Source organism: Erwinia sp. Eh17-17 (assembly GCF_039675725.1).
Classification (GTDB): Bacteria; Pseudomonadota; Gammaproteobacteria; order Enterobacterales; family Enterobacteriaceae; genus Erwinia.
In genome coordinates, this window is the sequence record NZ_JBDFQT010000008.1 from 143,531 (window position 1) to 159,378 (window position 15,848).

General features: G+C 55.7%; 11 protein-coding genes. 3 read left to right on the forward strand and 8 right to left on the reverse strand.

Features of this window, described 5'->3' with window-relative positions; all coding sequences use genetic code 11:
• Window positions 1-26 precede the first annotated feature (26 nt).
• Entirely contained in the window at window positions 27-944 is a 918-nt protein-coding gene (gene aaeR, locus ABEH87_RS18375; RefSeq protein ID WP_346578434.1) for an HTH-type transcriptional activator AaeR, read from the forward strand.
• Between the two features lie 91 nt (window positions 945-1,035).
• Here aaeR and tldD read toward each other — a convergent pair whose 3' ends face one another.
• The 8 genes from tldD to csrD all read right to left on the reverse strand — a co-directional run bounded on the left by tldD (window position 1,036) and on the right by csrD (window position 13,509).
• Complete coding sequence (tldD, locus tag ABEH87_RS18380) at window positions 1,036-2,481, reverse strand: metalloprotease TldD (protein ID WP_346578436.1); 1,446 nt, start codon at window positions 2,479-2,481, stop codon at window positions 1,036-1,038.
• Window positions 2,482-2,595: 114 nt separating this feature from the next.
• A complete protein-coding gene (gene yhdP / locus ABEH87_RS18385; RefSeq protein ID WP_346578438.1) occupies window positions 2,596-6,399 on the reverse strand; it encodes an AsmA2 domain-containing protein YhdP in 3,804 nt (1,267 codons plus the stop codon).
• A gap of 160 nt (window positions 6,400-6,559) precedes the next feature.
• On the reverse strand, window positions 6,560-8,029 hold the full coding sequence (rng, locus tag ABEH87_RS18390; RefSeq protein ID WP_346578439.1) for a ribonuclease G: 1,470 nt from the start codon (window positions 8,027-8,029) through the stop codon (window positions 6,560-6,562).
• A gap of 1 nt (window position 8,030) precedes the next feature.
• Complete coding sequence (locus ABEH87_RS18395) at window positions 8,031-8,612, reverse strand: Maf family protein (RefSeq protein ID WP_346578441.1); 582 nt, start codon at window positions 8,610-8,612, stop codon at window positions 8,031-8,033.
• 9 nt (window positions 8,613-8,621) lie between these two features.
• The gene (gene mreD / locus ABEH87_RS18400) at window positions 8,622-9,110 is read right to left on the reverse strand and encodes a rod shape-determining protein MreD (protein WP_346578443.1); all 489 of its coding nucleotides are present in this window, start codon (window positions 9,108-9,110) and stop codon (window positions 8,622-8,624) included.
• Entirely contained in the window at window positions 9,107-10,132 is a 1,026-nt protein-coding gene (gene mreC / locus ABEH87_RS18405) for a rod shape-determining protein MreC (RefSeq protein WP_346578445.1), read from the reverse strand. The genes mreD and mreC overlap by 4 nt, the downstream gene beginning before the upstream one ends.
• A 69-nt stretch (window positions 10,133-10,201) precedes the next feature.
• Window positions 10,202-11,245 carry a rod shape-determining protein MreB gene (mreB, locus tag ABEH87_RS18410; protein WP_003855260.1) on the reverse strand — a complete coding sequence of 348 codons (1,044 nt, stop codon included), beginning with the start codon at window positions 11,243-11,245 and terminating at the stop codon, window positions 10,202-10,204.
• Between the two features lie 314 nt (window positions 11,246-11,559).
• The gene (gene csrD, locus ABEH87_RS18415) at window positions 11,560-13,509 is read right to left on the reverse strand and encodes an RNase E specificity factor CsrD (RefSeq protein ID WP_346578447.1); all 1,950 of its coding nucleotides are present in this window, start codon (window positions 13,507-13,509) and stop codon (window positions 11,560-11,562) included.
• Between the two features lie 223 nt (window positions 13,510-13,732).
• Between csrD and ABEH87_RS18420 the strand changes: the two genes are divergently transcribed.
• Both ABEH87_RS18420 and msrP read left to right on the forward strand, forming a co-directional pair.
• Window positions 13,733-14,710 (forward strand): MDR family oxidoreductase, encoded by a 978-nt coding sequence (locus ABEH87_RS18420; protein ID WP_346578449.1) that lies wholly within the window; start codon window positions 13,733-13,735, stop codon window positions 14,708-14,710.
• Window positions 14,711-14,842: 132 nt separating this feature from the next.
• Entirely contained in the window at window positions 14,843-15,847 is a 1,005-nt protein-coding gene (gene msrP / locus ABEH87_RS18425; RefSeq protein ID WP_346578450.1) for a protein-methionine-sulfoxide reductase catalytic subunit MsrP, read from the forward strand.
• Window position 15,848 lies beyond the last annotated feature (1 nt).

Consider the following 15,848-nt stretch of genomic DNA (forward strand, 5'->3'; position numbering starts at 1 on the left):
AAATCACTTTTAAGCCAGAGTTAATAATGGAAAGACTGAAAGGCATGACCGTTTTCGCCAAAGTAGTTGAACTGGGTTCATTTACAGCGGCAGCACAGCATATGCAGCTAAGCGTATCGGCAGTCAGTCAGATTGTTGCCAGACTGGAAAATGAGCTGCAGGTAAAACTGCTTAACCGGAGTACCCGCAGTCTCGGGCTGACCGAGGCCGGTAAGATTTACTTTCAGGGCTGTCGGAGGATGATGTCCGAAGCGCAGCAGGTGCATGAACAGCTGTGGGCATTTAATAATACCCCGATCGGCACCCTGCGCATTGGCAGTTCCTCCACGATGTCGCAGAACCTGCTGGCTCCGATGACCGAGGAGATGCTGAAGGAGTACCCCGGCCTGACGGTAAATCTTGTCACCGGCATCCCGGCACCCGACCTGATTGCCGACGGACTGGATCTGGTGGTGCGTGTGGGTTCCTTACAGGATTCCAGCCTGTTTTCTACCCGTCTGGGCTCGATGCCGATGGTGGTCTGTGCCGCCAAAAGCTATCTGGCGCAGTTCGGGACGCCGGAGAAACCTTCCGATATCAGCAACCATTCGTGGCTGGAGTACAGCGTGCGCGTGGATAACGATTTTGAGCTGACCTCACCACAGGGCACCTCCATTCGTCTCTCGCCCCAGGGGCGTTTTGCTACTAATGACTCGCAGACGCTTATCCGCTGGCTGAAGTCCGGCACCGGCATCGCCTATGTTCCGCTGATGTGGATTATTGATGAGATTAACGCCGGAAAGGTGGAGATCCTGTTTGGCCATTATCAGTCCGTGCCGCGCCCGGTATATGCGGTTTACACGCAGAAAGATAAGCTGCCGCTGAAGGTGCAGGTATGTATTAACTATCTGATTGCTTACTTCGATAAGGTGGCAGAGATTTATCAGGAGTTTCGTAAGGGATAACAGGCAGGGCGACCGATATTTGCAGGGGCGGACCTTTTTCCGGTCCGCCCGATATCTGTAAGGGCAGACCTTTTTTCCGGTCCGCCCGATATTACGCGGTACCGCCGACGGTCAGTTTATCCAGCTTCAGCGTCGGCTGGCCGACGCCGACCGGCAGGCTCTGCCCCTCTTTGCCACACACGCCAACCCCCTTATCCAGCGCCAGGTCATTACCGACCATGGAAATCTGCTGCATCGCCTCAATGCCGGAACCGATCAGCGTCGCGCCTTTCACCGGCTTCGTCACCTTACCATTTTCAATCAGATAGGCTTCAGAGGTGGAGAAAACAAACTTCCCGGAGGTGATATCAACCTGTCCACCGCCAAAGTTCGGGGCATACAGGCCGTATTCTACGCTTTCAATAATATCCTGCGGCGTCGATTTGCCTGCCAGCATATAGGTGTTGGTCATGCGCGGCATAGGAAGGTGTGCATAAGACTCACGGCGACCGTTACCGGTCGGCGCAACCCCCATCAGACGCGCATTGAGCTTATCCTGCATGTAGCCTTTCAGGATGCCGTTCTCAATCAGAACATTGTACTGACCCGGAACGCCTTCATCATCCACCGCCAGCGAGCCGCGCAGTCCGTCAATGGTGCCATCATCCACGACCGTACACAGCTCAGACGCCACCAGCTGGCCCATCTGGCCGCTGAACACCGACGTGCCACGGCGGTTAAAGTCGCCTTCCAGCCCGTGACCGACCGCTTCGTGCAGCAGCACGCCCGGCCAGCCAGCGCCCAGCACCACGGGAATTGTCCCGGCCGGTGCGGCGACCGCATTCAGATTCACCAGGGCCATGCGCACCGCTTCACGTGCCCAGGCTTCGGCTCGCACTTCACCGGCTTCGTTAGCCAGGAAGAACTCATAGCCAAAACGACCGCCACCGCCGCTGGAGCCACGCTCACGTTTGCCGTTATCTTCCACCTGTACGCTGACAGAGAGGCGAACCAGGGGACGAACATCAGCCGCCAGAGTGCCATCGGTGGCCGCGACCAGAATCAGCTCATAGACGCCGCTAAGGCTGGCAGAGACTTCCTGTACGCGCTTATCTGCCGCACGTGCAGCGGCGTCTACGCGATGTAGCAGAGAAATTTTCTCTTCACGCGTCAGACTTTGCAGCGGGTCGAGCGCCGGATAAAGCGCTCTGTTAGCCACGGCTCCCAGCGTGCGGGACTGCCCGTTACCCTGTTCGCGCACGATGCTGCGCGCCGCCGTTGCGCTCTGATGCAGTGCATTCAGCGTGATCTGGTCGGCATAAGCAAAGCCGGTTTTCTCACCGCTGACAGCACGCACACCCACGCCCTGATCGATATTATAGGAACCGTCTTTAATGATACGGTCTTCCAGCACCCAGGATTCATGGTAGCTGGACTGAAAATAGAGGTCAGCATAGTCCAGCTTGCGCTCGGAAAGCTGGCCGAGGATGGAAAAAAGGTCGCTTTGACTAATGTTGTTAGCAGTTAGTAACTGCTCACTTACCAGATTCAGACTCATGAATTCTCGCTCTGTGGGGATGGCCGAATACAGCAGGCCGGCATCGCTAAAACCGGGTGATGTCATTCTTACGTTATGGTAACAGCCTGAGGCAATATACTCAGAACGTCAAACTCACTTCTCACTGTTTTCACGCGGTTTGCGCAGCACTTCGTTAATTTCCGGCTTATCGATCGGTCCACTGATATGGTAGCGCAGCACGGAAATCTTACTCCACAGCGGCCCCAGCACCTTGCTGGCGGCAAACACTGCCGCGCCAATCACCGGATTAACGGCGAAGGCGGTGGCGACGCCAACGGTGGCTGAAATTTCCGGCGCAACCACGGCTTCCATATCAATCTCACGCTTCACCAGATTCACCCGGCCTTTCATGGCAATATCGGCTTCCAGCCCGTCTACCAGCAGGTTATCCGTGTGCATCACGCCGTTTTCTATCCAGGCCGTTCCGTTGATGGAATCAAAGTAGAAGCCCTGACTGAAGGTGTCACTGAAATCGAGCCGCAGCTTGCGCAGCAGTGAGTCAAAACTCACCAGGCGCAGCAGCTGTCCGGCACGTCCGGTGGAAACATCGTCAATCTGTCCGGCACCCAGATGGGATTTTAGTACGCCGCTTAATGTCTGCACCGAGGGCTGCCACGGGGCAGACTGCCAGTGCAGGTCATAGTCGAATTTAAACGGTGAATCGCGCATGGGTGAACTGACACCAAACCAGCGGGTTGACTGGTCAATCTTTTTCCCGCTCAGCACGCCTTTCAACGAGGTACGCTGCTCCTGCGGCTTGTTAACCCACTCACCGTTCACCGTCAGACGCGTGTTGCCGCTGTCAATTAAACCGTTTTCTAATGTCAGGATATCACCGGACGGCGTCAGGTCGGCTTTTACCACGCCAAACTTCTGCCCGCGCAGCCAGCATTCAGCACAGTTCAGACGCAGTGCCGGCCAGCGGCTAAAGTTGACCACCGTGGCATCAGCAGGCAGCGGTGAAGTGCTGCCCGTAATATCCCACTGCGGGTTGTAGTAAAGGTATTTCACGTCCGCCAGCCACGGGCCATTCTGTTTCATCACCAGAGAGCCGTTAATCTCTTTGCCTTCCGCCTTCACCGCCATCTCGCCCGCAACGCTCTGAGTCAGGATTGCCGTCAGATCCTGCCACTGCTGCCCACCCAGCGTCAGCACCGGCGTATGCAGACGAATATCGCCCGGTAACTTCATACTGCCCGCCTGGCTGCCTGCACCAGCACCGGTTCCGGCACCGAGCAGACCGACCCAGGCCTCACCGTCGAGGGCGGGCAGGTTTAATACCATTCCGCTCTTTTCCGGCAGCGCCGGCAACTGTCTGGTGTCGTTTTCCCAGATGCCGCGATCGATTTTAAGCTGTTCGCCCAGCAGCCAGCGGCTGTTGAAGCGGTGACTATCTCCCACTGAGCCACTCAGGTTAAAGCTGTCCAGGTTTCCTTTCGCCAGAACGCGCACCGGGAGCGAAACACCTCCCTTTTTATCAAGCGGAGCAGGTAAGTGACTGCTTACATTTTTCAGTTCACCTTCGACGTTTATCTGATAATTCGCCCCGCCTCCGTGTGGCATGGCGATCAGCACACTGCTGCGCCACGGCACGCTGCCGCTCAACTTCCTGCGGGCAGCGTCAGGGATCTGGGTAATGTTCCCCGGCTGCCAGTCACCGTTAAGATCGACGCCAATCTGGTAATCTTTTTCCCCGTCCTGGGTGTTGAAACTGATACCGACCGGCTGGCCGAACCAGCGGGCCGTCATCGCGTTGCTTTTCAGGTCACCATTATCATAGGTAAAGTGGCCGTTCAGCCGATCAAAACGGGTATTGAGAGGTTTGATCAGCAGTGAATTGTCCGCCAGATTGACGTCCCCCGTCGCACGGACGTTCGTCCCGTCCAGCGGCACATCAAGATGTAAGTGACCACTAACATCTCCACCGATTTGTAGTTCATCCAGCGCCGTACCTAGTGAGGCTTTCAGCGGTGAACGATTAAAGTAATCACGTATCTGCGTACCATCGCCGCTGATCTCACCGTCAATAATCAATTTTTCCTGCAGATAGTCAGGAATAACGACGGAAATATTGTGGCCACTGACATCGCCCAGTTTTACGTCGGGCACTTTCATCCACAGGCCGTTGTTAGCGAAATCGAGGTCAATATCCAGATTTTCCAGCGCGGGCCAGTCGGGCTGAAACTCGTAGGTGGCCTTGCGCAACGGTACCGCCACTTCAAACATGCCGTCGTTATTTTTGAATGGAAAACGCTGCGGATTACCGGCAAAGATTAGCGTCGCATCCTGCACCTGGCCGCCTTTTATCGCCCCGCTCAGGTAGTCCACCAGCGATTTGCCCATCAGGGGTTCAGGGAAATAGCGCCAGGCATCGCCCGCATTCGTGAGGTTAATCCCGGCAAGAATATCAAGTTGCGGTGGCTGATCTTTCGGCTGCTGATAGCGGAAGTCACCGCGAGCCCACAGCGAACGGGCCTGCACGTCGACCTGATGCCCGGAAAGGGTCAACCCCTGCTCCCCGTTCTGCCAGCTGAGGGAACCGCTGGCTTTCACGATGTCCAGCGGCGCGCGGAACATGTCACCGTATGGCAGCATCGCCTGCTGAATGTCAAACGTCAGCCTGCCGTCAGCCATGCCGCCGGCCAGCGTACCGTTAAAATGTTCCATGCCCGGCAACAGCTTCCACTGCTGCCAGCTGAAATCGTGCCACTGCGCCTGGAAGCGGGTTTTTTCCGGCTGCTGCAGCGGGACATCAAGCGCTAATGCATCAAGCTGACCGCGGGGCTGAAGCGCCCGCCAGTTTTCCAGTAGCTGAGGCGACAGCTTGGCAAACAGCGGGATCAGCGGATCAATGCGCTCAAGGTCGAGATCGGTCGCCCGCACCCGCAGTTCCTGCGGGTGGTCAGGGCCGGGCAGCTGCGGGTTTTCCGGCTGCCACAGCAGAGAAAATTGTCCGTGGGGCCAGGGTTTACCATCGGTAATAAAACGCGTCTGCGGGATATTGAGATTCCAGCCACCGTTAAAGCGGCTGACATGCGCGGTTAAGTTATCGACGCTCAGGTGATGTGACTGCTGGTCGCCCTGCCAGGTGGCGCCCCCTTTTTTTAGCCAGACATCCCCGCCGTGAATCTCTCCATTTTTAACACTCATCCACGCGGCAAGACTGAAGCGGGCGCTGTTCAGACTGGTGTTGTCGCGCATCCACTGCCCCAGCCACGGTTTGACATCCACATCGTCGGCCTGCATCCAGACGCGGCCGGTACTGAGGTAGCCGTTGCTGTCGCTGAGATCGAGCCGCAGCTGAACCACGCCGTGCTGGCCGGTAAAGCTGGACAGGCTGACCAGCCCCTCGGCGCGGTGACGGGTTTCTTCATTCAGCCAGGTCAGCTGCGGGATGGCTAATTTGGCACGCTGGCCGGATAAGGTGACGAAGCTGATTTGGCTGTCGCGCAGGTCGAAATGGTCAAACTGACGCAGGAAGAGGTCGTTGAGTTGTTTAATCTGAAAATCAGACTGACGCTTATCGTCGGAGTTTAACGGCGTGTTGGTGACCAGATTAAGCTGCCAGAAGGTCAGGTCACGAAACTGCCAGCGCAGATGCAGCAGGGACTGCCACACGTCCAGCGCCAGCGTGACGCGCTGAATATTCAGCTCGCCACCGTCGGAAAAACCAGTGTGGATATCCTTAATTTCGAGGCGAGGGCCGAAGTTTTCCCAGCTGCCTTCCAGCGAGCTGGCTTTGACCTCAACTCCCGTAGCGGAGGAGACCTGTTCCAGAATGGGGATTCGCCAGCTGTTTACGTGCGGCATCAGCAGGCGTAAGCCACTAACCAATAGCGCAGTAACCACAACTAAAGTTGCGCCTGTTAGTAGCAAAATCCTCGGCAATTGCCTCACACACCTCTCCTTGTCTTCCGTCGAAACGGATGGTCAGTCACGAATAAAATCTGTTAATTGTCTCACACACAAGACCCGACAAGGCAATTCAAGCCGTTCCCCTCAGTTTACTGCAGCACATGGCCTTTATTAGCGCAAACTGAGGTTAACGACGGCGAATTTACATCATGACAACGTCAAACTGTTCCTGAGTATAAAGCGGCTCAACCTGTACTTTAACCTGTTTGCCGACAAAAATTTCCACTTCTGCCAGCGCATGAGATTCATCGCTTTTCAAGGCTTCCCCCACTGAAGGCGAAGCGTAAACCAGGAAGCGATCGGAATCATACGCGTGATGGACGCGAACAATTTCACGCATAATTTCAAAACAGACCGTCTCTACGGTTTTCAGCGTGCCCCGCCCCTTACAGACCGGGCAGTCCTGGCAGAGCACGTGTTCGATGCTTTCACGCGTGCGCTTACGCGTCATTTCTACCAGCCCCAGCTGCGAGAAACCGTTAACCCCGGTTTTTACCCGATCTTTGCTTAACGCCTGATCGAGTGAATGCAGTACGCGCCTGCGGTGATCATCATTATTCATATCAATGAAATCAATAATAATGATGCCGCCGAGATTGCGCAGCCGAAGCTGACGCGCAATCGCCTGCGTCGCTTCAATATTAGTATTAAAGATAGTCTCTTCAAGATTACGGTGGCCGACAAATGCCCCGGTATTAATATCAATCGTGGTCATCGCCTCGGTCTGATCGATGATTAGATAGCCGCCCGACTTCAGCTCAACTTTGCGATCGAGAGAACGCTGGATCTCATTTTCCACGTCAAACAGATCGAAGATCGGCTGTTTGCCAGTGTACAGCTCCAGTTTAGCCGTCATCTCCGGGATATATTCCCCGGTGAACTCCACCAGATGCTCAAATGTCAGGCGTGAATCAATACGAATGCGGTCAAGTTCAGCACCGGCAAAATCACGCAGAATACGCTGCGACAGGGCGACTTCGCCGTACAGGCGGCAACGGGTCTGATTGCGTTTTTTACGCTCAATCACTTTGGTCCACAGACGTTTTAGAAATGCCGCATCGGAGGCCAGCTCATCTTCACCCACGCCTTCCGCGGCCGTGCGAATAATATAACCGCCCAGCTCATCACAGTAGCCCGCTACCACCGCTTTCAGACGATCGCGCTCGGCTTCACTTTCAATACGCTGAGAAACGCCCACGTGTGAAGCGCCGGGCATAAAGACCAGATAGCGCGACGGCAGAGTGATATCGGTCGTCAGCCGCGCCCCTTTGGTACCAAGCGGATCTTTCACCACCTGCACCATCAGATCCTGTCCCTGACGCACCAGCTCTGAGATATCGCGTACGGTAAAGTTTTTCTTCTCGTCACGCGCGACGCATTCGGTATGCGGCATAATATCGGAGGCGTGCAGGAAGGCGGCTTTTTCCAGACCAATATCAACAAATGCCGCCTGCATTCCCGGCAGAACCCGGCTGACACGGCCCTTGTAGATGTTGCCGACGATGCCACGGCGCGCTTCGCGCTCAATATGGATTTCCTGCAGAATGCCACCGTCAATGTAGGCAACGCGCGTTTCTGACGGCGTAATATTTACCAGTAGCTCAGCTGTCATCTTAACCTCTCACTTCACGCAGCGACTGAAAATGGCTGAACAGCTCGGCGGTTTCCACCAGTGGCAATCCGACGACCGCGTGATAACTTCCGTTAATTTTTCTGACAAAGTTGCCGCCGAGGCCCTGAATCCCGTACGCCCCGGCTTTATCCATCGGTTCCCCGCTGGCAATATAGTCGCGAATGTCCTGGGGCGTCAGAAGGCGAAAAGTCACCTCAGTGATCGTCAGACAATCCAGCGTCTGCTGGCGGTCTGCCAGCGCCACGGCGGTCATCACCCGATGAGTCTGACCGGAGAGCAGGGCCAGCATCTTCGCTGCATCCGCGCCATCGGCCGGTTTTTCCAGTACCTGATTATTCAAAACGACAATGGTATCTGCGCCTAACACCGGCAGATCGGCAGGTGCAACCTCAACGCCCGCCTGCGCTTTCTCACGCGCCAGGCGACGAACATAGCGTTCAGCCTCTTCGCCATTCTGCCGCTGCTCTTCCACATCGGTGACGAGACGTTCAAATGTCAGGCCTAACTGAGTCAGCAATTCACGACGACGGGGAGAACCAGAAGCCAGATACAGGGATAGCATAATTGTCCTTTATTGAACGGCGAACTGGCGGCGAATTTTTCTCATGAGTAAGAACAGCCAGGGCCAGAGAATACCGTCAACGACGCTACTCCAGAATATTTCCGGGCGGAAGGAGACGTTGATCACCAGAAATTCAGACCAGAATACAATGACATCCATCGCCAGGGACAGCACCATAACCATCAGTGCCTGCTGCCACAGCGCCAGATTACGGAACAGCTGGAATTTAAATGCCACCAGATAGGCAACAATACTGAAAGCCAGCGCCCTTACGCCAAGCGTCGATCCTGAGATAAGATCCATTATAGATCCCATCACAAACCCGGTACCGACATTCACCCGGTGCGGCAGCGCTAATACCCAGTAAATCAGGATCAGCAACAGCCACGAGGGGCGGTACATAAAGAGCTCTTCAGGCCACGGCATGATTTGCAGCACCAGCGCCACCAGGAACGAGAGCCAGATAACCCAACGCCCATGGCTTCGGTAGCTACTCAAGGCTGCCCCCCGCGCACGCCGGGCTGGCGCGCGGGTGTCGCCGCCGGAGCGGTTACGCTGGCCGGGGCGGTCGTCAGTGCGGCAGGTGCCGGTGGCCCGACCGTCTCGCTGGCGCGCGGCAGTACCTGCGGCATCATCTGCATCAGACGTTCATTAGCAACACGATGCACTTCATTCGGTGCCATCGGCATCGATCCGTTACGGTCCGCTCCCCATAACAGTAAAAGGTAACGCAGACGCTGCAGACCAGCGGTTGGACGCGCCTGAATAACGGTATAAGCACGCTGGGTGTCAACTTTGACCGAAGAAACCACCCCGACCGGATAACCTTCAGGGAAGCGCCCCCCAAGACCGGAGGTCACCAGGACATCGCCCACGCGAATGTCGGTATTGCCCGGCAAATGTTCAAGTTGCAGATCTTCAGTACAGCCATTTCCGGCAGCAATCACCCGGATATCATTGCGCAGGACCTGAATCGGCAGGGCGTGTGACGCATCGCAGATCAGCAGCACGCGGCTGGTAATTTTACCCACCGCCACCACCTGACCGACCACGCCTTTATCACTGATCACCGGCTGACCTTCGTAAACACCGTTGACGCTGCCTTTATCGATAACGACCTGATCGGTATAAGGATCGGTGCCGGTAGAGATCACCTGAGTCACCATTTTTTGCTCATCCTGACGCAGCGGTGAGCCCAGCAGTTCGCGCAGGCGCGCATTCTCCTGCTTAAACTGACCCAGCATCAGCAATTCGCTGTTTTTGAGAATCAGTTCACGGTGGAGGGCTTTATTTTCCAGTTCGAGCTGCTGGCGGGAGGCCAATGTTTCAGAAACATTGTCCAGAATTTTACGTGGCCCGTTGGCCAGAAAATAGAATGGACTGACGGCAGTGTCCATATAGGTGCGGATCTGGGAGAAAGCCCCCATTCGACTGTCGGCAACAATTACGCCTATTGCCACTATAACCGCTAAAAATAAGCGTAACTGCAGGGAAGGCCCCCTGCTGAACATCGGCTTCATAAACTCGGCGTTTTCCTCGACAACATGAAAAAGGAGTGCGGGCAGCGCCCCGCCACTCCTTCAGGCAAATTATTCTTCGCTGAACAAATCGCCGCCGTGCATGTCAATCATTTCCAACGCTTTACCACCGCCACGCGCAACGCAGGTCAGAGGATCTTCCGCGACGACGACAGGGATTCCGGTCTCTTCCATAAGCAGACGATCCAGGTTACGCAGCAGCGCGCCCCCGCCCGTCAACACCATACCGCGCTCTGAGATGTCAGAGGCCAGTTCTGGTGGGCACTGCTCCAGTGCGACCATGACCGCACTCACGATACCGGTCAACGGCTCCTGCAGTGCTTCCAGAATCTCGTTGGAATTCAGTGTAAAACCACGTGGAACACCTTCCGCCAGGTTACGTCCGCGCACTTCAATCTCGCGCACTTCATCACCTGGGTAGGCTGAACCGATTTCGTGTTTAATACGCTCTGCGGTGGCTTCACCAATCAGAGAGCCGTAATTACGGCGCACATAATTAATGATAGCTTCATCGAAGCGGTCACCACCGATACGGACAGAAGAAGAGTACACCACGCCATTCAGCGAGATCACCGCGACTTCGGTTGTACCGCCACCGATATCCACCACCATGGAACCGGTCGCTTCTGAAACTGGCAGGCCAGCACCGATAGCGGCAGCCATTGGCTCTTCAATCAGGAACACTTCACGCGCACCGGCACCCTGAGCGGATTCACGAATAGCACGGCGTTCTACCTGAGTCGCGCCCACAGGCACACACACCAGCACGCGCGGACTAGGGCGCATAAAGCTGTTGCTGTGAACCTGTTTAATAAAGTGTTGCAACATCTTTTCGGTGACAAAGAAATCGGCAATAACGCCATCTTTCATTGGGCGAATAGCTGCAATGTTGCCAGGTGTGCGACCCAGCATCTGTTTTGCGTCATGACCGACTGCCGCTACGCTTTTAGGGGAACCGGCACGATCCTGACGGATAGCAACGACGGAAGGCTCATTAAGAACAATGCCCTGCCCTTTAACGTAGATCAGGGTATTGGCTGTACCCAGGTCGATGGACAAGTCGTTGGAAAACATGCCACGGAATTTTTTAAACATACTAAAGGATAATCCTGCAAGCTGGGGGCGGAAAATAAAATCCGCTTACTTTACCAACCACACGAAGCAGCGACAAGGCGCAAAAACGTTCTGCTCCGGTGAAAAATCATGCTATCTCGCGCCAGCGTCACAACCCTTGCAACAGATTACGCAGCAGAAGCCGCTGGTCGGGCATTCTGCACGGGTTTTCTGGACACATCGACGGACATAACATACATAAACATTAACAGTTCAGTATCGCTTCGGCCGATGAAAAAGCCGCTTCGAAGCACTATCGCCCAGGTATTCTACGTGAAAACCCGCTTGACGTGAGACTAAACTCGATATCTTTGCGAATATTTTTTCACGCTGCTGTCAACCGGCTGTGAGGGCGCGAAAAAGTCCCCCTGCCCCCCGGTAACGCCCAGCTCCACCAGTGTTTGCCACTCTTCCCGCGAACGGACTCCGGCAGCAAAAACCTGGGTAGAAGTTTGCTTACTGCTTTCCAGCAAACTTTGTACAAACAGCTGATTCTCGGTGCGCCGGTTGATATTGCGCACCAGTCCGGGATGCAGCTTGATCAGCCGCACCTGGAACTGCCTGATATAAGCGGTGCTCACCACCGTTAAACCCGCCTGATTGACCGCTACGCTACAGCCAAAACCATAGAGCAATCGCAACACGGGCTCTAAACGGCTGATGTGTTGACACACATCCGCTTCTGCAAGTTCAAATAAAATACGTTTTCTTTGTGATTTCGTGCATTGCAGCAGGCTGTCGCGCAGCCAGTGCAGGAATGAGCGCTGCAATAATGAGTCGACCGTCAGCGGGATAGCAAGGGTTTCTTCAGGCCACAGTTCGATCAGGGTCAGGATACGTTTTACCATCTGGCGGTCATAACGTTCAGCCAGACCCAGCTGCTGGATCATGGGCAAATACTCCGCCGACAGCAGCTCTTTCTCGCCATCAAAAATTCGCGGCATCATTTCACGGTGATGGACCTCGCCCTGGGCATTCACCGCCGGTTTCTGATAAAGCCGTGGGCCACCCCGATTGAGCGTGTTTTCCAGTAACGTTCGCCACTTCACGCTGCCGCGCGCTAAATCCTGCTGTGCGCCCTCTCCTACAGACCAGTTGTTTCCTCCCTGCAGGGTGGCCTGGCGCGTAGCCAGTTCCGCGTTCTCCATAACTTGCTGAGCGGTTTGCCCGCTGTGCCAGCCGCTGATACCGATGTGGATCATATCCTCGCGATCCACCATCCGCGTTGAGGGTAAGGTATCGACGGCTTTGATCAGCTGCGAGGCAATACCGTCTGCATCTTTAACGCTGCGGTGCGGCAACAGGACCGCGAAGTCACTGCGGAAATAACGCGCCAGCAGTGCTCCGGGGTAGCGCAGAACAAAGGTCGACAGCATGTTCACCAGGGCAAACAGATACTCCTGTACCTCCGCGTGCCCCCAGCGCTCGCGCAGGCTGTCGAAATCCGGCAGACGGATCATCATCACCATCCCGTGAGTCCCTACGGCTTCAGGATCTTCCAGCAGCGTGGTCAGCTGATTATCAAAGAAAAGACGATTATTTAACCCGGTGCGCCCGTCCTGCGCGGCAAAGGCGCGGATCAGGGTATCAATGCGATTGTGCTGTTCTCCGGCCTCTTTTAAATCAGCCAGCAGCAGGTCAATCGCACTGCTGGCCTTGGGCGGCCACTCATGTACGGTTCCCGGCCTCACGCTCAGACGTTCACCTTTGATCACCGCCTCGGCACGCTTTTCCAGCCGCTCCATGCCTTCCAGTTGCCGGTTCAGCCAGCGGCGCGCCTGAAATAAAAGCAGCGTCATAATCACCACTACGCCGACCATCAGCGATACGCTGGTCGTTCCGATTAACGAAGCAAACCAGGTGCGGGTTGAATCAACCCACTGAATTCGCAGAGTCATATCGGGATGTTGGGTTAATGGCAGCAGCAACTGGCGGTAACGATTAGGTTCATCGTCAAGCAGTGACTGCTGGTGACGGGTGACCTGAAGCAACGGCTTATCGCCCTTGCTCAACGTAATCTGTTCGATTTGTAACGGATTCATCACCTGACGGAGCCACGGCTCTATCTGCCGGGGTGACTGAGTGTGTAACGCGCTATCAACATCATCAGCCATCCGCTGGATCCGATGTTCTGCCCGCTGATTGCTAAGATAAAAGAAACTCAGCACGCAGCCCACCAGCATCAGTAACATCGCCAGAGAACAAAGCAGGGTGATAATTGCAGAGAGCCTGGTGGTTAATCGCATCCTTGTGCCCATATTACGGCGGTGACCGGGACGCCATTAACACTGAACCGCTATTAACATGTTAATGGCCAGAGAAAAGTCGGTGCATGATGGCACCCTTGTAGGAAAATAACACACCCCACCTGCGCAATGCTTGCCCGGCATCAGATAAAACCTCATTTTGAGGAGTATAGTCCCGCAATCCTTAATTTAATTGATGAAACCACTATTTCAGGAGATTCTCATGCAGGCACTGGTTCTTGAGCAGTCGGAAGGTAAAACCCTCGCAGCCGTGAAGATGATCAGCGCTGACAGCCTCCCGCCGGGCGAGGTCACCGTTGATATCGACTGGTCAGGCATTAATTACAAAGATGCGCTGGCGATCACCGGCAAGGGAAAAATTATCCGTCAGTTCCCGATGGTGCCGGGGATTGATTTCGCCGGAAGGGTTCACACCAGCAGCGATCCGCGTTTTCACAACGGCCAGCCGGTACTCCTGACCGGCTGGGGCGTCGGTGAAAATCACTGGGGAGGGCTGGCGGAACAGGCGCGGGTTAACGCTGAATGGCTGGTGCCAATGCCGGAAGGCATGGACGGGCGCCAGGCAATGATCGTGGGTACTGCCGGTTTTACCGCCATGCTGTGTGTCATGGCGCTGGAAGAAGGCGGCGTGACGCCGGAAAGCGGTGAAGTGCTGGTAACAGGCGCCAGCGGCGGCGTGGGAAGTACCGCCGTGGCGCTGCTTAATGCGCTGGGCTACCACGTGGTCGCCGTCAGCGGACGCGAATCCACTCACGACTATCTGCGTCAGCTGGGCGCGCGCGAGGTGTTGCCGCGCGACGCCTTCAGCGACCCGTCGCGGCCGCTGGAAAAACAGCGCTGGGCTGGGGCGGTAGATACCGTCGGCGATCGGGTACTGGCCAGCGTGCTGGCACAGATGAATTACAGCGGCGTCGTCGCGGCCTGTGGTCTGGCCGGTGGCTTTGCTCTGCCCACCAGCGTGATGCCGTTTATTCTTCGTAACGTCCGCCTGCAGGGAGTGGATTCAGTGATGACCCCGGCAGCACGCCGCCGCGAAGCCTGGAAACGGCTGGTGAAAGTGTTGCCGCACAGTTTCTATCAGCAGGCGACGACAGAAGTTTCCCTCGCGGAAGCGGCCAGTGCGGCAGAAAAACTACTGAATAATCAGACCACCGGACGGACGCTGGTGCGCATCCGCTAATTGCACTCTTAGCCCCTGTCTGATGACAGGGGTTCCTTCCAGGAAATTTCACATTTTTCGGCCACAATTAGCGTAATTCGCGGCTCTGCGCCATGCTCAACATTATTACCCCATCATGAGCAAGGGTCGCCGATGAAAGCCGTCAATAAACTGACTGAAAATGATGTCACGCCGGAAAGTATTTTTAATACCCGCCGCAGAACGCTGCTGAAAACTCTCGGCCTGAGCGCCGCCGCCCTGACGCTGCCGAATGCCGCCCGTGCGGACGTGTTGTCATGGTTTAAAGGCAATGACCGCCCGCCCGCTCCCGCCGGTAAGCCCCTCGACTTCAGCAAACCCGCACAGTATCAATCCGACCTTGCTCTGACGCCGGAAGATAAGGTCAGCGGTTACAATAACTTTTACGAATTCGGGCTGGATAAAGCCGACCCGGCGGCCAATGCCGGCACGCTGAAAACCACCGACTGGAAAATTCAGATCGGCGGTGAGGTCGGAAAACCGATGACGCTGGACATGGACGACATTTTTAAGCGCTTCCCGCAGGAACAGCGTATCTATCGCATGCGCTGCGTGGAGGCCTGGTCCATGGTGGTCCCCTGGATAGGCTTCGAGCTGGGTAAACTGCTCAAGGCCGCAGAACCCACCAGCAACGCGCGCTATGTTGCCTTCCAGACGCTGTATGCGCCCGACCAGATGCCCGGCCAGCAGGACCGCTTTATCGGCGGCGGCCTGGATTATCCCTATGTCGAAGGGCTGCGGCTGGATGAGGCAATGCACCCGCTGACGATGTTAACGACCGGCGTCTATGGTAAAGCGCTGCCGCCACAGAACGGCGCCCCTATTCGTCTGACGGTGCCCTGGAAATACGGTTTTAAAGGCATCAAGTCGATTGTGAAAATCACTCTCGTCAAAGATATGCCGCCGACCACCTGGAACCAGCTCGCCGGTAATGAATATGGTTTCTACGCCAACGTAAATCCACACGTCGATCATCCGCGCTGGTCACAGGCCACTGAACGCTTTATCGGTTCCGGTGGGATTCTGGATGTAAAACGCCAGCCGACGCTGCTGTTTAACGGCTATGCGGATCAGGTCGCGTCTCTTTACCGCGGGCTCGATCTGCGGGAGAACTTCTGAC